This is a genomic window from Bradyrhizobium betae (assembly GCF_008932115.1).
GTDB classification, from domain to species: domain Bacteria; phylum Pseudomonadota; class Alphaproteobacteria; order Rhizobiales; family Xanthobacteraceae; genus Bradyrhizobium; species Bradyrhizobium betae.
Window position 1 is genome coordinate 1363135 of sequence record NZ_CP044543.1, and the last position, 18910, is coordinate 1382044.

Consider the following 18910-nt stretch of genomic DNA (forward strand, 5'->3'; position numbering starts at 1 on the left):
AAAGGTCGCGCGGGCGGATTGGCACGCCTGCAAGATCATGTAGGCTGACGCTTGCGGGACTCGCCGAATGCTGGCGTCGCGGCGACCGCAGGGGGGCACATGCCGAACGGCAATATCATCGTCACCGAGGAGCGCGGAACGCGCGTCATCACCCTGCGCCGCCCGGGCAAGAAGAACGCGATCACGCAGGACATGTATCGCGAGATGAGCCGCGCGATCGACACCGCGCAGAACAACCCCGACATCCGCTGCATGATCGTCACCGGCGGCTCCGGCGTGTTCACCGCCGGCGACGACATCGACGATTTTCTCAAGGCCGACGCCTCGCGCCCGGAGACCCTGTCGGACGGCGCCAAATTCCTCTATTCGCTCGCCCTCAACGTCAAGCCGATCATCGCTGCCGTGGACGGCGCGTCGATCGGCATCGGCACGGTGATGCTGTTTCACTGCGACTACGTGCTCGCCTCGAACGCCGCGACCTTCTCCGCGCCCTATATCCATCTCGGGCTCGTGCCGGTCGGCGCCGCCAGCCTCCTGATGCCGAACACGATGGGGTATCAGCGCGCCTTTGCGATGCTGGTGATGGGGCGGACCTTCACCGCGGCGGAGGCGCATCATGCCGGCTTCGTCAACACCGTGGTCTCGCCGGGACATACCGAAGTCGAGGCGCGCAAGGTGGCGCGCGAAATCTGCCGGCTGCCCGCCGAGGCGGTCGCGACCTCGCGCAAATTGCTGCGCGCCGCGCCCGAAGAGCTCACCCGCCGCATCGACCAGGAAGCCCATCTGTTCGGCGAGCGGCTGAAATCGGATGACGCGATGGCCGCGTTCAACGCGTTCGCGAGCCGGAAGAAGCGGTAGGGGGCTTTTTCCCTCTCCCCTTGTGGGAGAGGGTGGCTCGCCGCGAAAGCGGCGAGACGGGTGAGGGGTTGTCTCCGCAAACTCACTCGCATTTCATTCGCGGACAGAACCCCTCATCCGGCGCTACGCGCCACCTTCTCCCACAAGGGGAGAAGGAAGAAAGTTTCGTGAAATCTTCGCCTGGAACGACTAATCTGGTTCCATGCGATACGCCTTTCAATCGATCCTTGCCGCACTCGCGCTGACCTCCGCCCTCCCCGCCTCGGCCCAGACCGCCGCGCCGGTGGAGCTGCGCATGCTCGCGATCAACGATTTCCACGGCAATCTGCGGCCGCCGCCGGGCGGCATCCGCATCAACGATCCCGAGGACAAGACCGGGAAGGTGATGGTGGCCGCCGGCGGCGCCGAGTACATGGCGACGCTGGTGAAGCAGCTGCGCGAGGGGCACAAGAACACCATCTTCGTCGCCGCCGGCGATTTGATCGGCGCGAGCCCGTTCTTGTCGGCGATGTTTCACGACGAGCCGTCGATCGAATCGCTGTCGATGATGGGGCTTGCGATCACCTCGGTCGGCAATCACGAATTCGACGAAGGCAAGACCGAGCTCCTGCGGATGCAGAACGGCGGCTGCCATCCCATCGACGGCTGCCAGGGACCGCATCCGTTCACGGGCGCCAAATTCCATTATCTCGCGGCCTCCACCGTGGAGACCGCGACCGGCAAGAGCGTGCTGCCGCCCTACGAGATCAGGGAGTTCGAGGGCATCCCGGTCGCCTTCATCGGACTGACCTTGAAGGAGACCGCGGGGATCGTCTCGCCATCCGGCATCGCCGGGCTCGAATTCCGCGACGAAGCCGAGACGGTGAACGCACTGGTGCCGCAGCTGAAGGCGCGCGGCGTCGAGGCGATCGTGGTGCTGATCCACCAGGGCGGCGAGCCCTCGGGCGACTACAATGAATGCCCTGCCATTACCGGCCCGATCGTCGATATCGTCAGGAAATTCGACCGCGCCGTGGATGTCGTCGTCAGCGGCCATACTCACCGCGCCTATGTCTGCAATATCGACGGACGGCTCGTCACCAGCAGCGACAAATACGGCACGCTGGTCACCGCGATCGACCTCACGCTCGATCCGGCAACGCGAGACATCGTCAAAACCAAGGCCGAGAACGTCATCGTCGCCAATGCCTCGCTGGCCAAGGATCCCGAGCAGACCGCGTTGATCGACGCCTATGACAAGCTCTCGGCGCCCATCGCCAACCGCCCGGCGGGATCGGTGACGCAGACGCTGTCGCGCATTCCGAACGAGGCCGGCGAGAGCGCGCTCGGCGACGTCATCGCCGACGCACAGCTCGCCGCGACCAGGGCGGCCCAGGATGGCAGCGCTGTCATCGCGCTCACCAATCCCGGCGGCATCCGCACCGACATCGTCCCGAAGGAGAACGGCGCGGTGTCGTTCGGCGAGTTGTTCGCGAGCCAACCGTTCCGCAACCGCCTCGTCACCATGACGCTGACCGGCAGCCAGCTCAAGGACATGCTGGAGCAGCAATGGCTCGATCCGAAGCGCCCGCGAATCCTCCAGGTCTCGAACGGATTCAGCTATACCTGGGACGCAACAAAGCCATTCGGCGAGCGCGTCATGATCGATAAGATGACGCTGAACGGCCGGCCCATCGAGCCTGGAGGCGGCTACCGCGTCACCCTCAACGATTACCTCGCAGTCGGCGGCGACGGTTTCACCGTCGCCAAACAGGGGACGGCAGCGCAATATGGCAACTACGATGCGGATGCCCTGTTCGCGTTCTTCAGGGCGCACGGGCCGATCGGGCCGCTGCCGCTGAGCCGCATCCTGCGCGTGAATTGATCCGGATCAAACGGACCGGAACGGGACCACCCTTTGCCATTTTCGGCTAAACGCATAGATTGCGTTTGGCATTGCGTTTTGGCGCCGGATGCGCCAAGCGACGTCGAGAGCCCGTATCCCGTGAGGCCGACCTGATGAGCACGCTTCTCCTCTCCCACAAGGCCTGCCTCGACCACGACACGCCCCCGGGTCATCCTGAAAGACCCGACCGCCTGCGCGCAGTGGAGGAAGCGCTGTCCCACGAGCGCTTCCAGTTCCTGGTGCGCGACCAGGCGCCGGAGGGCGATCTCGATCTCGTCACGCTCTGCCACAACGAGCACTACGTCACCGAGCTGCGCCACATGGCGCCGACCAGCGGCCTGATCTATATCGACGGCGACACCTCGATGTCGCCAGGCACGTGGGAAGCCGTGATGCGCGGCGTCGGCGGCGCGGTCGCCGCCACCGAAGCCGTGATGAATGGCGAGCACCGCAACGCCTTCGTCGCCGTGCGCCCGCCCGGACATCATGCCGAGATCGGCAAGCCGATGGGCTTCTGCTTCTTCGACAATGTCGCGATCGCCGCGCGGCACGCCCAGCGCAAATACGGCATCACGCGCGCGGCCATCGTCGATTTCGACGTGCATCACGGCAACGGCACGCAGGACATCTTCTGGTCGGACCCGACCGTGATGTATTGCTCGACGCACCAGATGCCTCTGTTTCCGGGCACCGGCGCGAAGAGCGAGCGCGGCGACCACGACACCATCGTCAACGCACCGCTCGCCTCCGAGGACGGCGGCCCCGAATTCCGCTCCGCGTTCGAGAATCTGATCCTGCCGCAACTGACGAAGTTCAGCCCCGAGCTGATCATCATCTCCGCCGGCTTCGACGCGCATTACCGCGATCCGCTGGCCTCGCTGAACCTGCGCGCGGAGGACTACACCTGGGTCACGCGCAAGCTGATGGACCTCGCCGACAAGACCGCAGGGGGCCGCATTGTCTCGGTGCTCGAGGGCGGCTATGACCTGCAAGGACTGAAAGAATCTGTTACGGCGCATGTCGGCGCCCTGATGGGCGCTTGACGCACCGCCACATTAAGCCCGCAAAACTCGGCTTCCCTTCAGGTGAAGCGAATCGGGCAATCGGAAACGGATATGGCCGAAAATACCCAAGTCGACGTCTCCAGGCTCACCTTCGAGCGTGCGATCGAGGAGCTCGAAACGATCGTGAAGCGGCTCGAGGACGGCAAGGTGCCGCTCGAGGAATCCGTCACGATCTACGAACGCGGCGAGGCGCTGAAGCGCCGCTGCGAGGAGCTGCTGCGCCAGGCGGAAGCGCGCGTCGACAAGATCACCACCGATGCCAGCGGCCAGGCCACCGGCACCGCGCCGCTCGACGTGCAGTAAGGACCTCCGCCGAGCCGCCCATTTCGAGCGGTGGCCGCCCGCTTTTTTTCATGGTTGCACGGGTTCCGCCTGCGGCAACGCCGTGGGGCTAAGGTCTGACGCGGTCAAGATTGGTGTCGCAAGGCATTCCAGCTCCCTGAATCCGTCCAAAACGGCCACGCTATCGCCCGAAAAACTGCCAAGGAACCGGGCAAGGTCGGAACCTCCCGCAAGGCGCCCCAGTTAACCAATCTGGCCCGCGGGTTGCACGTGCATGCCCGTAGTCGGCCCTGTGGGTTGGCTTTGGCCCAAGCTTTGGTGTAAAGCTGCGCGGAGTGTGGCTTTTTGCAAGCCTTGCGTAGGCCCCAATGACCGACGACAAGCGCTTCAAACTGCTGATGAAATTGGCTGGGACGGACGAAGCCGATCTGAGTGACAGGGATCACAGAGACTGAACCGGAGCGCACTTAAGCTCACCTAAGCTTGAAGACGGGGTTGTCAGCTTGAAGATAGAGGCTTGGCCCCATGCAGCTGGCTCCGACGGTTTTAGGACTCGCGCTGCGCCGATATTGTGCAAACCCATCGCGCACCGGAACGACTTTCCGGCGCTGACAAATTGGAAATCGCCGTGAACGCATACAGTAAGACGCCGCTTCTCGACACCATCCGGACGCCGGAAGACCTGCGCAAGCTCAAGGTCGAGCAGGTCCGCCAGGTCGCCGACGAGCTGCGGCAGGAGACGATCGATGCCGTCTCGGTGACCGGCGGTCACTTCGGCGCGGGTCTCGGCGTGGTCGAGCTCACCACGGCGATCCATTATGTCTTCGACACGCCGCGCGACCGGCTGATCTGGGACGTCGGCCACCAGGCCTATCCGCACAAGATCCTCACCGGACGCCGCGACCGCATCCGCACGCTGCGCACCGGCGGCGGCCTCTCCGGCTTCACCAAGCGCAGCGAGAGCGATTACGATCCGTTCGGCGCGGCGCACTCCTCGACCTCGATCTCGGCCGGCCTCGGCATGGCGGTCGCGCGCGACCTCTCCGGCGGCAAGAACAACGTTATCGCAGTGATCGGTGACGGCTCGATGTCGGCGGGCATGGCCTATGAGGCCATGAACAACGCGGGTGCGATGAATTCGCGCCTGATCGTCATCCTCAACGACAACGACATGTCGATCGCACCGCCGGTCGGCGCCATGAGCGCCTATCTGTCGCGCCTCTACTCCGGCAAGACCTATCGCACGCTGCGAGAGGCGGCCAAGCAGATCAACAAGCGCCTGCCCAAGATCATCGCCAACCGCGCCAACCGCGTCGAGGAATATTCGCGCGGCTTCATGATGGACGGCGGAACGCTGTTCGAAGAACTCGGCTTCTATTACGTCGGCCCGATCGACGGCCATAACCTCGACCACCTGCTGCCCGTGCTGAAGAACGTGCGCGACATGGAGACCGGCCCGATCCTGGTCCACGTCGTGACGCAAAAGGGCAAGGGCTACGGCCCGGCGGAAGCGTCCGCCGACAAGTACCACGCCGTGGTCAAGTTCGACGTCGCGACCGGCACCCAGGCGAAATCAAAACCGAACGCGCCGGCCTACCAGAACGTGTTCGGCCAGAGCCTCGTCAAGGAAGCCGAGAAGGACGACAAGATCGTCGCCATCACCGCGGCGATGCCGTCGGGCACCGGCGTCGACATCTTCAACAAGGCGTTCCCGGACCGTACCTTCGACGTCGGCATCGCCGAGCAGCACGCGGTGACGTTCGCCGCCGGTCTTGCGACCGAAGGCTACAAGCCGTTCTGCGCGATCTACTCGACCTTCCTGCAGCGCGGCTACGACCAGATCGTGCATGACGTCGCGATCCAGAGCCTGCCCGTGCGTTTCGCCATCGACCGCGCCGGCCTCGTCGGCGCCGACGGCGCGACCCACGCCGGCTCGTTCGACAACGCCTATCTCGGCTGCCTGCCGAACATGGTGATCATGGCAGCGGCCGACGAGGCCGAGCTCGTGCACATGGTGGCCACCCAGGTCGCGATCAACGACCGTCCGAGCTCGCTGCGCTATCCGCGCGGCGAAGGCCGTGGCGTCGAGATGCCCGACGTCGGCGTTCCCCTCGAGATCGGCAAGGGCCGCGTGATCCGCCAGGGCAACAAGATCGCCCTGCTCTCCTTCGGCACGCGTCTGGCCGAATGCGAGAAGGCGGCCGACGAGCTCGCCGCTCATGGACTCTCCACCACGATCGCCGATGCGCGCTTCATGAAGCCGCTCGACACCGAGCTGGTGCTCAAGCTCGCCCGCGACCACGACGTCCTGATCACGATCGAGGAAGGCTCGATCGGCGGCTTCGGCTCGCATGTCGCACAGTACCTGACCGATCAGGGCGCGCTCGACACCGGCATGGTGCGCTTCCGCTCGCTGGTGCTGCCCGACGTGTTCCAGGACCACGACACCCCCGCCGCGATGTATGCTCGCGCCGGTCTCGACGCCAAGGGCATCGTCTCCAAGGTGTTCGAGGCGCTCGGCAAGGACGTGAAGGCCGAGACGGTCAAGCTGGCCTGATCGTTGTACGGGCACTGAACCCCACCTCTCCCGTAGGGAGAGGTCGGATTGCGGCAGCAATACGGGTGAGGGGTTCAGGTCCCACGTGAGAGCGTAACCCCTCACCCGCGCCTTCGGCGCGACCTCTCCCATGGGAGAGGTTTGGCACCGCGATGCCGCGGCAACCTCACGCTTCCTCGACCGGTAATCCCATGAAAATCTATCTGGCAGGCCCCGACGTGTTCCTGCCGGATGCGGTTGAGATCGGCCGGCGCAAGGTCGATATCTGCGCGGCTCACGGCCTCACCGGCCTCTATCCGCTCGACAACATCGTCGACCTTGCCGCTCCCGACGCCTCGCGGCAGATCTTTTGCGGCAACGCGGCGATGATGGACCAGGCCGACATCATCATCGCCAACCTCACCCCGTTCCGCGGCGCCGGCGCCGATCCCGGCACCGTCTACGAGCTCGGCTACATGGCCGGCCGCGGCAAGTTCTGCCTCGCCTACTCCAACGACGGCACCGTCTATGCCGACCGCGTCGGCCGCTTCATGGACGTCGCCTCCGAGGGCGGGCGGCTGGTCGACGCGCACGGGCTGACGGTCGAGGATTTCGGCCACTCCGACAATCTCATGATGATCCATGCGCTGGAGCTGCACGGCTGCCCGCTGGTGACGCCGGCGGAAATGCCCGCCGACGTCTGGCACGATCTTGCTGCATTCGAGGCTTGCGTCCGGATGGCAGCCGCGCGATTGATCGCATCCTGAGCACTCGTTCTCTGTCGGAGACCCGATGTCCCCTGCCCGCAAGCGTGCGGATGTTCTGCTGGTCGAGCGTGGCCTGTTCGAGAGCCGGGCGCGGGCGCGCGCGGCTATCGAGGCCGGCCTCGTCACGGCTGACGACAAGCAGGTCGCAAAGCCGTCGGAGACGATCGCGGAGGACGCGGTGATCCAGGCCCAGCCCGCGCACCCCTATGTCTCGCGCGGCGGCGTCAAGCTCGCCGGCGCGCTGGAGCGCTACGGAATCGAGATCGAGGACCATGTCTGCCTCGACGTCGGCGCCTCCACCGGCGGTTTCACCGAGGTGCTGCTGGCAAATGGCGCGAGCCTGGTGTTCGCGGTCGATGTCGGCACCAGCCAGCTGCATCCCTCGCTACGCGGTCATCCCAGGATCGTGTCGATGGAGGAGACCGACATCCGCAGCTATGACGGCAAGCGGCTGCCGGCGCGGCCCGATGTCGTCGTCATCGACGTCAGCTTCATCTCGCTGAAAACCGTGCTGCCGGTGGCCCTGTCGCTGGCGGCTGCGCCGATGAGCCTGCTGGCGCTGATCAAGCCGCAATTCGAGGCCGACCGGAAACACAACAAGAAGGGCATCATCCGCGACGCCGCCGTGCACCAGGAGGTCTGCGACGACATCGCGGCCTTTGCCGCTTCGCTCGGCTGCACCGACATCGAGGTGTTCCCCTCCGCGATCGCGGGCGGCGACGGCAACATCGAATTCTTCCTGGGCGCGCGCCGTGGTTGAGCGCCTGACCATCGATCACGTCGGCCACCGCGGCGACGGCGTCTGCCTCGCTGCGAGCGAGGCGGTCTACGTGCCCTATACGCTCGGCGGCGAGACCGTCGAGGTCGATCACGTCGCCGGCAACCATCCCGACCGCCGCAAGCTGCTGGCGGTCGATATCGCGAGCCCTGAGCGCATCGCGCCGTTCTGTCCGCATTTCGGCATCTGCGGCGGCTGCGCGATCCAGCACTGGGCGACCGAGCCTTACCGCGCCTGGAAGCGCGGCATCGTGGTCGAGACGCTGGCGCAGGCCGGCATCGATTGCGAGGTGGCGCCGCTGGTCGATGCCCATGGTGCGGGGCGCAGGCGCGTCACGCTGCACGGGCGCTTCGGAACGCACAACGTCCTCAAGGTCGGCTTCTCCGCGACGAACTCGCACGACGTCATTCCGATCGATCGCTGCCCGATTCTCGATCCAGCGCTCAACGGCGCGCTCGAGGCCGCCTGGGCGCTCGCCGAGCCGCTGACGTCCAGAATGCCGGTGACCAAGCCGCTGGACATCCAGGTCACCGCCACCGCCAACGGCCTCGATGTCGACGTGCGCGGCTCCGGCCCGCTGCCGACCCCGCTGGTCACGGCGCTATCGCGCGTCGCCGAACAGCATCGGCTGGCGCGGCTGACGCGGCACGGCGAGCTGGTGCTGCAACGCCTGCCGCCGACGGTGAAGATGGGCCGCGCCGAGGTGACGCTGCCGCCGGGCTCGTTCCTGCAGGCGACCATCGCCGGCGAAGAGACGCTGGCCGCGCTCGTCGCAGAGCGCGTGGGCAAGGCCAAGGAGGTTCTCGACCTCTTCTGCGGCGTCGGGCCGTTTGCGCTAAGGCTCGCCGAGAAGGCCCGCGTCACAGCTTATGACAACGACGCCGGCGCGGTCGACGCGCTCGCGAAAGCCGCGCGAACGCCCGGGCTGAAGCCGATCAAGGCCGAGCCGCGCGATTTGTTTCGCCGCCCGCTGGTGCCGCCCGAGCTGCGCGACTTCGACGCCGTGGTGTTCGACCCGCCGCGCCAGGGCGCCCAGGCGCAGGCGCTGAAACTCGCTGCAAGCAAGGTGCCCGTGGTGATCGCCGTGTCCTGCAACGTCGCGACGTTTTCCCGCGACGCACGGCTGCTGATCGATGGCGGCTACAGGATCGACACCGTGGTTCCGGTCGACCAGTTCCGCCACACGCCGCATGTGGAGCTGGTGGTAAAGTTCACGCGGTAAGGCCGTCAGCGTCACCAACCTTGATTCCGGTCAACCGCCCCGATGCCCGTCGGCGCTACAAGCGTCATGTGCAATGTGGAGTGAACGTCAGTGGTTGACCGACGACAGTTCATCGCGACCGCACTCGGATTGTCCGTGGCCACCTTCAGCGGTCTGCCTGCCCTCGCGGCGACGATGACCTATGACGAGGCGGTGAGCACGTCACGGGCGCCGTTGCAGGCTGCGCCGAGGGATCGGGAGCTGGTGCGCTTTGCGACGCTTGCAGCCAACAGCCACAACACCCAGCCGTGGATCTTCTCCGCCCGCGGCCACGAGATCACGATTGCGCCCGACTTCGCGCGGCGCTGTCCGGCCGTCGATCCGGACGATCATCACCTCTTCGTCAGCCTCGGCTGCGCCGCCGAAAACCTCGTTCTCGCAGCGTCGATATTGGGCTGGCGTGCCCACACGACAATCGACGGCGACAGGATCGTGATCGCACTCGAGGAGGCCCCGCCGGCAACTTCGGCGCTGGCCCAGGCAATTCCCGTCAGGCAAAGCACCCGCGCGGTCTTCGACGGCAGGCCGGTTGCGCCCGACATCCTGCGCCAGCTCGATAACGCCTGCCGCGAACCGGATGTCGCGGCGATCCTGTTGACCGAACGTACCGCGATCGCAAACGTCACCAACTATGTGCTCGAAGGAAATTCAGCACAAATGCGCGACAAGGCCTTCATGCGCGAGCTCGTGAGCTGGCTGCGCTTCAACCAGACCGATGCGCTCGCGACGATGGACGGGCTGTTCTCGGCTGCCTCGGGAAATCCGACCCTGCCCGCATGGCTCGCACGCCCGCTCCTGAGGTTCGTCCTCACCGAAAGCGGAGAAAACAAGAAATACCGCGAGCAGCTCGACAGCTCTGCGGGCATTGTCGTGCTCGCGGCCGATCGAAGCGACACATCGCACTGGATCTCGGTCGGCCGGGCCTGCCAGCGTTTTGGTTTGCAGGCGACTGCGCTCGGCCTCAAATATGCCTTCGTCAATCAGCCGGTCGAGGTGGCGGCACTGAGGCCGCAATTCGCGACCTCGCTCGGACTGGGCGACCGGCGCCCCGATATCGTGATGCGCTTCGGCACCGGCCCGACGCTGCCGAAATCGCTGCGGCGTCCTCCGGAACTGGTGATGCAGGGCTAGCGACGCAGACCGCTCAACGCCGGCGACTCGCCGGGCAGCATGTTCGATCTGATATCGCTGTCCATACGGCCCGAATCCTGCTGCGTGAAACCGGCGCCGAACGACAGGCTGAGATTTGAGGTCGGCTTGAATTCGACGCCTGCGAACGCGCCGTAACCGGGCGAGGCGCCGGAGGTGAGCGGCGCCAGCGAGCTGCCGATGCCGCCGTTGTATTTCAGTGTGTCGAAGCCGGCAAAGAACGTGACGGGCATGCCACTCGCCGTCTTGGTGTTGTAGCCGAACTGCGTGCTGTCGTAAGAGAGCGCACTGAAATTGCCGGCCGGCGCGGGCTGGCTGAGACCGCTCAGACCGAGATTGCCGCGCTCGCTTCCGACGAAGAAGCCGGGACGAAAACCGTAGCTTTCGTCGGCATTGCCGCCATTGAAGCTCGGAAAGTTGCCGTAGGCATCGGAGCTTTGGCCGCTGCTCCCGCCAAAGCCGAAAGCCCCACCCGGGATCCAATATCTCAGAGCCGCGACTTGCGCATGAGCCGGCGCTCCGCCGAGGCAGAGCAGTGCGAAGAGAGGCGCGAGGGCGCAAGAGCGTGCAAAGCGGGACATTCAGGTAACCGTCAAGAAAGCTCGGAAATTATACGCAACAGATGGCGCAAAGGCCAGCGTTGCCGGCACCAGGCCCCCCTTCATTGAGTTCCAGCATGCGCGCCCGAGGTCTTGCACAGGCCGCGCCGCGACGTAAGCTGCGATCGAACAAGGCGGCGCGAGTCCGCCGAAACGGGAGGATGATGATGCGCTATCTTGGGATGCGATATCTTGGCCTGGCGCTGGCTGTGCTGGTCACCGTAGCGATCCCGGGAGCCGGCGGCGCGGCCGAGCCGACCCGCTTCGTGCCGCTGAAGCCGGACGAGCTCACGCCACCGCAGAAGGAGTGGGCGGATGCGATCGCGGTGCCGCCGCGCAACGCCAAATTCACCAACCCGCCCTACCGCGCCTATATCCGCAACCCGGAGCTTGCACCCAAGCTCTCGGCCATGTCGGACTATCTGCGATGGAATTCGTCGCTGCCCGCGCGCCTCAGCGAATTCGCCATCCTGATCGCCGCGCGGCAGTGGACGGCGCAATACGAGTGGTTCGCGCATTATCCGCTCGCGATGAAGGCCGGTCTCGATCCGGAGGTCGCGAAAGATGTCGCGAACGGTGTGCGTCCGAAGGCGATGAAGGATGACGAGACCGCGCTCTACGACCTCGTGTTGGCGCTCTATCGCGACAAGAAAGTGTCGGATGACGTCTACCGCGCCGCGCAGCAGAAATTCGGCGAGCGCGGCATCATGGATATCATCGGCCTGATCGGCTATTATGACCTGGTCTCGATGACGCTGATCACGATGCAGGCGGAAGCACCGAACGACAGCGTGCCACCACTGCCACCGCTCGCGGCGAAGTAGAGTCGCGCACAATGCTATAACCGTCACCCTGAGGTGGCCGCTTCTTAGCGGCCCTCGAAGGGCGACGGCCCCGCTGCATCGAGGCCATACATCCTTCGAGGCTCCCGGCGCGATGCTTTGCATCGCGCCGCTCGCACCTCAGGATGACGGAATTGATGGTGGCGTCACTGGAGTCAGCGTAGTCGAGCCGCAAGCCGCCGTGAGCGGCTAGGCCGTCCTGTCCACCGAAGACGATGAATCCGCCGGCGGATATTTCGTCACGGGCACTGAGAAAGACTTGTTCCCGACCTGGTAGATGATCGTGCCGTTCTGTCCGTCCTTGGTCGAGATTTGCGATTGCCCGAACATGATGACGTTGTTGTAGACGATGCCGGTGCCCTGACGGGTGACGCCGTCGGTGGTGACGCTGACTTGTGCTTCCTTGCCGTCGACGGCGAGGACCTTGAAGCTCGCACTCTTGCCGTTGTCGCTGGAATAGCCGCCCCAGCTTCCCATCAGGCGACTGTCCGAGGCCGGCGGCGCCTGCTTCTCGAGATTGGCGGTCTGCTTGCCTGCGCCCGCGGAAGACAACAGCACCAGGTTCTTGCCGTCCTTGGTGCCGACTGTGATCGTGCCGAAGGTGATCAGCGCGCCGCTGACCTGGCCAAAGCCGCGCTCGGTGTGCCCGTTATGAGTGTACTCGACCTGCGCCCGGGTGCCGCGGATATTGACCACCTTGAAGCCAACGGGCTGGTTGTTGCCCGCCCAATTGCCCTCCCATTCACCGAGCAATCTGCTCTGGTGATAGACCCGCTCACTGGCGGGCGAAATCTGGCTGGTGCTCTGCGTGACGATGGCCATCGGATTGCTCGGCGGACGAGTCTGACGAACCCGCTTTCGGTCGCTTGCCGGTCAGCAATGGCAAGATACCGAGCGGAAACAATCAGACATAGTCCGATTAGGCCCGGCACTGGTTAACGAGCGGTTAAATTCAACCCTCGGGCGAGGCGAGGCAAAAGGCCCCATTCGCAGCAGCGCCGTCAGCGCCCCCAGCGATCCGACCAGATCTTCTCGCCGATCATGCAGTTGACGCGCGGCTCCTTGTCCGCGACCCGCACCACGGGACGCTCGGGCGTGCGGCCTGCAACTTCCATCAGCAGCTTGGTGCGGATCGCTTCCTTGAACTTCTCGCGGTCCTTGATCGAGATGACGAAAGAGCCGGGGCCGCCGACAACGCAGTCCTCGTAGTAGTAATCGAGATTATCGATGTCCATGGTCGAGTAGGACGGCTCCTTGACCATGATCGGCAGGCCGTTGATGACGATGCCCTTCTCGAGCGCGGCGTCCCGCGCCGCCGTGACCGGTCCGCCATTGTTGTTGGGACCGTCGCCGGAAATGTCGATGACGCGGCGCAGGCCCCGATAGGGATCCTCGTCGAACAGCGGCATCGCGAAATTGATCGCGCCGGAGATCGAGGTGCGCGAGGCGCGCCGGATCGGCGTCTTCATGATCTCGGCGGCGACCGCGTCCGCGGTCTCGGGTCCGTCCACCAGCCGCCAGGGGATGATGATCTTCTGGTCGCTGGAGGCGGCCCACTCGAAATAGGTCACCGCAATACGGCCGTTCGGTCCGAGCTTCAACGCCTGGAGGAATTCCTTCGACTGGATCGCCTGCGCATAGCCTTCGCGCTGGATCGCGAGCTCGTCCATGTCCATGGAGTAGGAGACGTCGACAGCGAGGATCAGCTCGACATCGACCGTCTGCGCGTCCCTGTCGGCCGTCAGCCGCTGCGGTCGATTCTTGAGCGGATCGGATTTGGACGGTTCAAATTTGGGCCCTGGTGCCGCGATGCCCGCGACGTCACCTCCGGCGAGAACGCCGGCCACCAGCACAGCCCCGATCGAGAACGGCATGCGCATCGCAGTCTCCCGTCGTATGACGCGATGGTGACATGCAATCGCCTTGCCGCAAAGCGCGAAGATCGCTTGGGCTTCACATTCAGGTCAGGAACAGACGCGCCTTGCGCAAAGCTGCCGTCGTCTCGCCGCTTTCGCGCCTCCAGGCCTCGCGCGATCACCTGCAGCTTCCATCGCAAGTGCCTCCCGCATCGAGCTGCAAAACGACGACTCACGGGACGGGCTCTCCCGCCCATTTGTCCGGCGCGATTTCCATGCTAGGCTGGACGCACAGATGGGGATGGAGTCCCCCGATAACCGCCCGGCGGCCTTGGGGCGTATCCTTGGACCGTAGTGGGCTGATGACTCCTGCTTGAGGCGAGGCAATCTTTGAGCCTCTGCCTTTGGCGGGAGCATGGACAAGCCCGCCGATGGCGGGTTTTTTGTTGCCTGACAACGAAGGCCAGGGCATGGCCAGGGACGAAGGCGGGGACGTGACGACAACGACACCGAATACTGCGCGCGCCGCGCTGCCCAGAGGGATCTGGGTGCTCGGCTTCGTCTCGATGCTGATGGACATCTCCTCCGAGATGATCCACGCGCTGCTGCCGGTCTATCTGGTCACCGTGCTCGGGGCATCCACGCTCACCGTCGGCTTCATAGAAGGCTTCGCCGAGGCGACGGCCTCGATCACAAAGATCTTCTCCGGCGCGTTGTCGGACTGGCTCGGCCGGCGCAAGCTGCTTGCCGCGCTCGGCTACGGGCTCGCTGCCTTCACAAAGCCGCTGTTTCCGATCGCCCCCAGCGTCGGATGGCTGGTGGCCGCACGTTTTGTCGACCGCGTCGGCAAGGGCATTCGCGGCGCGCCGCGCGATGCGCTGATCGCCGATATCGCGCCGGCCGGCGTGCGCGGCGCGAGCTTTGGCCTGCGCCAATCGCTCGACACCATCGGCGCCTTCGTCGGGCCGCTCGCCGCAATCGGCCTGATGTGGTGGACCGCGGACAATTTCGCCGCGGTGTTCTGGGTGGCGGTGCTGCCGGCATTTCTGTCCTTCGGACTGATCGCGTTCGCGGTAAGCGAGCCGGAGCCGGACCCGAGCCGGGAGCCCCCGAAGAATCCGCTCAATCTCGCCGCGATGCGGCAGCTTGGATCGGTCTACTGGCGCGTCGTGGCGGTCGGCGTCGTCTTCACGCTGGCGCGCTTCAGCGAGGCTTTCCTGATCCTGCGCGCCCAGAACATCGGGCTCAACGCGATGTGGGTGCCTGCGGTGCTGGTGCTGATGAACATCACTTACGCGCTGTCCGCCTACCCGGCCGGCGTGCTGTCGGACCGTATCAACCGCACCGGCCTGCTCGCGCTCGGCCTCGTCTTTCTCGCCGTCGCCGATCTCGCGCTCGCGCTGCTGCCGAACCTGGCGGGCCTCGCGCTCGGCGTGGTGCTGTGGGGGCTGCACATGGGATTGACGCAAGGCCTGCTCTCGGCCCTCGTCGCCGACGCCGCGCCGCCGAGCCTGCGCGGCACGGCATTCGGCTATTTCAACCTGTTCACCGGCCTTGCGTTGCTGGCCGCGAGCGTGATCGCCGGAGCGCTGTGGGACGCCTATGGCCCTGCCGTGACGTTCTTCGCCGGGCTCGGCTTCGCGCTGGTCTCGCTGGTGGGGCTGCTCGCCGTCGGCAACGGGCTGACAGCGGAGGAGAAATGATCGTGTACGGCGCAAATTGGGGAACGAGACGTTGAACATTCAATCTATTCTGGCCGTCGCAGCGGGCGGAGCGCTCGGTGCGGTCGTACGCTACCTCGTCGCGATCGGCTCGGGCCGACTGTTCGGCACCGATTTTCCCTGGGGCACCGTGATCATCAACGTGACGGGATCGTTCTTGATCGGCCTTTTCGCGGCGCTGTTCGCGACCAGATGGAACCTGCCGCAGACGGCCCGAATTTTCCTGACGGTCGGGATCTGCGGCGGCTACACGACATTCTCCACGTTCTCGCTGGATGCCTGGTACCTGATCGAGCGCGGCCAAACATGGGCCTCCGCGGCCTATATGATTGGATCGGTCGTGCTGTCCGTGGGCGCGCTCATTGCCGCGTTGCAATTGGTGCGCGCGCTTCCGTGACGGCACCTGCACAACCGGCGCATTCCTGCCATTCCCCTGGGCATGATGACGAGGGGCTGACCATCTTGGAGAGGCCCCGGGTCCTGCAATATAATAAGCAGGTTCGAAGCTCGTCAGGGCCGGGGCGTTTCAGGATACGATGAACGACACCGTCACCACACCCAAGACGCGGACCAAAATCAAGGTCGAGCGGCCGAAGCTGCACAAGGTCATCCTGATCAACGACGACTACACGCCGCGTGAGTTCGTCACGATGATCCTGAAGGCCGAATTCCGCATGACCGAGGATCAGGCCTACAAGGTGATGATCACGGCGCACAAGCTGGGCGCCTGTGTGGTCGCCGTGTTCACCAAGGACGTCGCCGAGACCAAGGCCACCCGCGCCACCGACGCCGCCCGCACCAAGGGCTATCCGCTGCTGTTCACGACGGAGCCGGAGGAATAAGGCTTCATCAGGCCATCACCGCCGATGTCTCTTCCGCCAGTCCGTACACACGCTGCGCCTTGGAAAATCCCGCGATCGGAAATTCGCCGAGCTCTCGCCAGTCGTGGCGGCAGGCGTTCGCAAAGACTTCCGAGACCACGACGGTGCGGCCGAGCCTTCCTGCGATCTTCTCCAGCCGTGCGGCGAGGTTCACCGCAGGGCCGATGCAGGTGAAGTCGAGCCGATTGCCGCCGCCGATATTGCCGTAGAGGATGTTGCCGACGTGCAGCGCGACGCCGAAGCGAAAGCGCTCGACGACGTCGCCGACCGGAAAAGCGAGCGCCTCGACGCTGGCGCGAGACTCGCGCGCCGCTTCCAGCACGCGCGTGCAGACATGCGCGGCATCGCCGACATATTCGTCGATCGGGAACACCGCGAGCAGACCGTCGCCCATGAATTTCAGCACTTCGCCGCCATGGCCCCGGATCGCGGCAACCTGGCAGTCGAAATACTGGTTGAGGATCTCGACCACGGTCTCGGCCGGCAGCCGGTCCGACAGCGCGGTGAAGCCGCGCAGATCCGACAGCCAGATCGCGGCCTGCATGGTGTCGTTGTGGCCGCGGCGGATCTGGCCGCCGAGGATGCGCGCGCCGGCGCGGTTGCCGACATAGGTGTCGAGCAGCATCTCGGCAGTGCGGCGCAGGCTGACGATCTCGCTGACGCGGGCAAGCGGCGCCACGAGGGTCCGGATCGCCGCGACGTCGTCGTCGCTGAAACCGCCGGGACGCCGCGTCACCCAGCTCGTCGCATGGATCGAGCCGTCGAGATACGGCATCGGCACCGCGAAATAGTCGGTCACGCCTTCGGCGCGCATGTCGTCGAGGAACGGAAAGCGCTTGCTGTCCGGATCGTCCATCCGTCCCCGGACCTCGAGCCCCTCCTCAAACACGATCCGAAGCGGGCTCCTGGCGAATTCGGGCGTCTCCAGGATCTCGAAATCGACAGTGCCGATCTCGACCTTCTGACCTTCCCGCCAGATGAAGTTACGGCCAAAGATTTCCGGATGCAGCGTGCGGATGAAGATGCCGAACCGCCACAGCGGCAGGCCGGCTGCGACGAGATGTTCGCAGACGTCGGCGATCATCTGGGACGGAGTCTCCGCCGACCGCGCGCCGTCGATCAGCCAGTTGGTGATGCGCTGGATCTCGAAGTTTTGCATGCCCGCATTTGCGGACGAAGTTGTGGGATCGTCAAGCTGCGCGGTGGGCTAGTACCGTGACATGAACGCCCTAGCGTCCCACCTGTCCGCGATCCCGCAAAAAGTGATCGGCGAGCACGCAGGCCATCATGGCTTCGCCGACGGGGACGGCGCGGATGCCGACGCAGGGGTCGTGGCGGCCCTTGGTGAAAATCTCGGTGTCGGCGCCCTGGCGATCGACGGTCAGGCGCGGCTGCAGGATCGACGAGGTCGGCTTCACCGCGAAGCGCACCACCACCGGCTGCCCGGTCGAGATGCCGCCCAGAATGCCGCCGGCATGGTTGGACAAAAAGCGCGTGCCGTCATTGCCGGTGCGCATCTCGTCGGCATTCTCTTCGCCGGTCAATTCCGCCGCGCCAAAGCCGGCACCGATCTCGACGCCCTTGACCGCGTTGATGGTCATCATCGCGCCCGCCAAATCGGAATCGAGTTTTGCGTAGATCGGCGCGCCGAGGCCGGCCGGCACGCCCTCGGCGACGATCTCGAGCACCGCGCCGATCGATGAACCGCTCTTGCGAATGCCGTCGAGATAGGTCTCGAAGAACGCCGCCTTGTCCTTGTCCGGACAGAAGAACGGATTCTTCGCAATCTCGTCCCAGTCCCACTTCGCGCGGTCGATCTTGTGCGGGCCCATCTGCACCAGCGCGCCGCGCACCTTCACGTCGGGCAGCACCTTGCGCGCAATGGCGCCGGCGGCGACGCGCGTGGCGGTCTCGCGCGCGGAGGAGCGGCCGCCGCCGCGATAGTCGCGCAGGCCATATTTCGCTTCATAGGTGAAGTCGGCGTGCCCCGGGCGAAACTTGTCCTTGATCTCCGAATAGTCCTTCGAGCGCTGGTCGGTGTTCTCGATCAGGAGCCCGATCGGCGTGCCCGTCGTCACCTGCACACCGGTCTCCGGATGCGCCATCACGCCGGAGAGGATTTTGACCTGGTCCGGCTCCTGGCGCTGGGTGGTGAAGCGCGACTGGCCGGGCCGGCGGCGATCGAGGTCCTGCTGGATATCGGCCTCGGTGAGCGGGATCATCGGCGGGCAGCCGTCGACCACGCAGCCGATCGCCACCCCGTGGCTCTCGCCGAAGGTGGTGACGCGGAACATGTGGCCGAAGGTGTTGAAGGACATCGCTGCTCGCTGGCTAGTAAGTCAGTGCTGACTTAGCTCGCCCCGAAATATGCGTCAAATATGCCCACTCTCGTCATGGCCGGGACAAGCCCGGGCATGACGGCGGAGGGTGG

At 65.2% G+C, this 18910-nt stretch carries 18 protein-coding genes and 1 riboswitch; of the genes, 13 read left to right on the forward strand and 5 right to left on the reverse strand.

Annotated elements, in window-relative coordinates:
- The first annotated feature begins 99 nt into the window (after positions 1-99).
- From F8237_RS06560 to F8237_RS06600, 9 genes are all read left to right on the forward strand, one after another.
- Complete coding sequence (locus F8237_RS06560) at positions 100-858, forward strand: enoyl-CoA hydratase-related protein (RefSeq protein ID WP_151643010.1); 759 nt, start codon at positions 100-102, stop codon at positions 856-858.
- Between the two features lie 202 nt (positions 859-1060).
- Positions 1061-2722 carry a bifunctional metallophosphatase/5'-nucleotidase gene (locus tag F8237_RS06565; RefSeq protein ID WP_151643012.1) on the forward strand — a complete coding sequence of 554 codons (1662 nt, stop codon included), beginning with the start codon at positions 1061-1063 and terminating at the stop codon, positions 2720-2722.
- A gap of 134 nt (positions 2723-2856) precedes the next feature.
- Positions 2857-3786 (forward strand): histone deacetylase family protein, encoded by a 930-nt coding sequence (locus F8237_RS06570; protein ID WP_151643014.1) that lies wholly within the window; start codon positions 2857-2859, stop codon positions 3784-3786.
- Positions 3787-3858: 72 nt separating this feature from the next.
- Positions 3859-4110: an exodeoxyribonuclease VII small subunit gene (locus F8237_RS06575; protein ID WP_008132970.1), complete on the forward strand. Its 252-nt coding sequence runs from the start codon at positions 3859-3861 to the stop codon at positions 4108-4110.
- Positions 4111-4717: 607 nt separating this feature from the next.
- A complete protein-coding gene (gene dxs / locus F8237_RS06580) occupies positions 4718-6646 on the forward strand; it encodes a 1-deoxy-D-xylulose-5-phosphate synthase (RefSeq protein WP_162005902.1) in 1929 nt (642 codons plus the stop codon).
- A gap of 191 nt (positions 6647-6837) precedes the next feature.
- Complete coding sequence (locus F8237_RS06585; protein ID WP_151643018.1) at positions 6838-7392, forward strand: nucleoside 2-deoxyribosyltransferase; 555 nt, start codon at positions 6838-6840, stop codon at positions 7390-7392.
- A 25-nt stretch (positions 7393-7417) separates the two neighbouring features.
- The gene (locus F8237_RS06590; protein WP_151643020.1) at positions 7418-8152 is read left to right on the forward strand and encodes a TlyA family RNA methyltransferase; all 735 of its coding nucleotides are present in this window, start codon (positions 7418-7420) and stop codon (positions 8150-8152) included.
- Positions 8145-9392 (forward strand): class I SAM-dependent RNA methyltransferase, encoded by a 1248-nt coding sequence (locus tag F8237_RS06595; protein ID WP_151643022.1) that lies wholly within the window; start codon positions 8145-8147, stop codon positions 9390-9392. Before F8237_RS06590 ends, F8237_RS06595 begins: the two co-directional genes overlap by 8 nt.
- A gap of 90 nt (positions 9393-9482) precedes the next feature.
- Positions 9483-10562, forward strand: coding sequence for an Acg family FMN-binding oxidoreductase (locus F8237_RS06600; protein ID WP_151643024.1), 1080 nt, complete (start codon positions 9483-9485; stop codon positions 10560-10562).
- Here the strand turns inward: F8237_RS06600 and F8237_RS06605 are convergent.
- The gene (locus tag F8237_RS06605; protein WP_151643026.1) at positions 10559-11161 is read right to left on the reverse strand and encodes a hypothetical protein; all 603 of its coding nucleotides are present in this window, start codon (positions 11159-11161) and stop codon (positions 10559-10561) included. The genes F8237_RS06600 and F8237_RS06605 overlap by 4 nt on opposite strands.
- Before the next feature lie 179 nt (positions 11162-11340).
- Here F8237_RS06605 and F8237_RS06610 point away from each other — a divergent pair, with 179 nt between their 5' ends.
- Positions 11341-12003, forward strand: a complete 663-nt coding sequence (locus F8237_RS06610; protein WP_244626082.1) for a carboxymuconolactone decarboxylase family protein — start codon at positions 11341-11343, stop codon at positions 12001-12003.
- A 207-nt stretch (positions 12004-12210) separates the two neighbouring features.
- Here the strand turns inward: F8237_RS06610 and F8237_RS06615 are convergent, their stop codons facing one another.
- On the reverse strand, positions 12211-12843 hold the full coding sequence (locus tag F8237_RS06615) for a hypothetical protein (protein WP_151643028.1): 633 nt from the start codon (positions 12841-12843) through the stop codon (positions 12211-12213).
- 179 nt (positions 12844-13022) lie between these two features.
- The gene (locus tag F8237_RS06620) at positions 13023-13901 is read right to left on the reverse strand and encodes a DUF1194 domain-containing protein (RefSeq protein WP_151643030.1); all 879 of its coding nucleotides are present in this window, start codon (positions 13899-13901) and stop codon (positions 13023-13025) included.
- A 264-nt stretch (positions 13902-14165) separates the two neighbouring features.
- Positions 14166-14256: riboswitch (Fluoride riboswitch) on the forward strand.
- A gap of 91 nt (positions 14257-14347) precedes the next feature.
- Here F8237_RS06620 and F8237_RS06625 point away from each other — a divergent pair.
- From F8237_RS06625 to clpS, 3 genes are all read left to right on the forward strand, one after another.
- Positions 14348-15580 carry an MFS transporter gene (locus tag F8237_RS06625; RefSeq protein ID WP_162006354.1) on the forward strand — a complete coding sequence of 411 codons (1233 nt, stop codon included), beginning with the start codon at positions 14348-14350 and terminating at the stop codon, positions 15578-15580.
- Between the two features lie 31 nt (positions 15581-15611).
- The gene (crcB, locus tag F8237_RS06630) at positions 15612-15995 is read left to right on the forward strand and encodes a fluoride efflux transporter CrcB (RefSeq protein WP_151643032.1); all 384 of its coding nucleotides are present in this window, start codon (positions 15612-15614) and stop codon (positions 15993-15995) included.
- Between the two features lie 139 nt (positions 15996-16134).
- Positions 16135-16440 carry an ATP-dependent Clp protease adapter ClpS gene (gene clpS, locus F8237_RS06635; protein WP_151643034.1) on the forward strand — a complete coding sequence of 102 codons (306 nt, stop codon included), beginning with the start codon at positions 16135-16137 and terminating at the stop codon, positions 16438-16440.
- 7 nt (positions 16441-16447) lie between these two features.
- On the opposite strand, the gene F8237_RS06640 is transcribed toward clpS, so the two are convergent.
- Together F8237_RS06640 and aroC are read right to left on the reverse strand one after the other, a co-directional pair.
- Entirely contained in the window at positions 16448-17638 is a 1191-nt protein-coding gene (locus tag F8237_RS06640) for an adenylate/guanylate cyclase domain-containing protein (protein WP_151643036.1), read from the reverse strand.
- Positions 17639-17708: 70 nt separating this feature from the next.
- Positions 17709-18797, reverse strand: a complete 1089-nt coding sequence (gene aroC / locus F8237_RS06645; RefSeq protein ID WP_151643038.1) for a chorismate synthase — start codon at positions 18795-18797, stop codon at positions 17709-17711.
- Positions 18798-18910 lie beyond the last annotated feature (113 nt).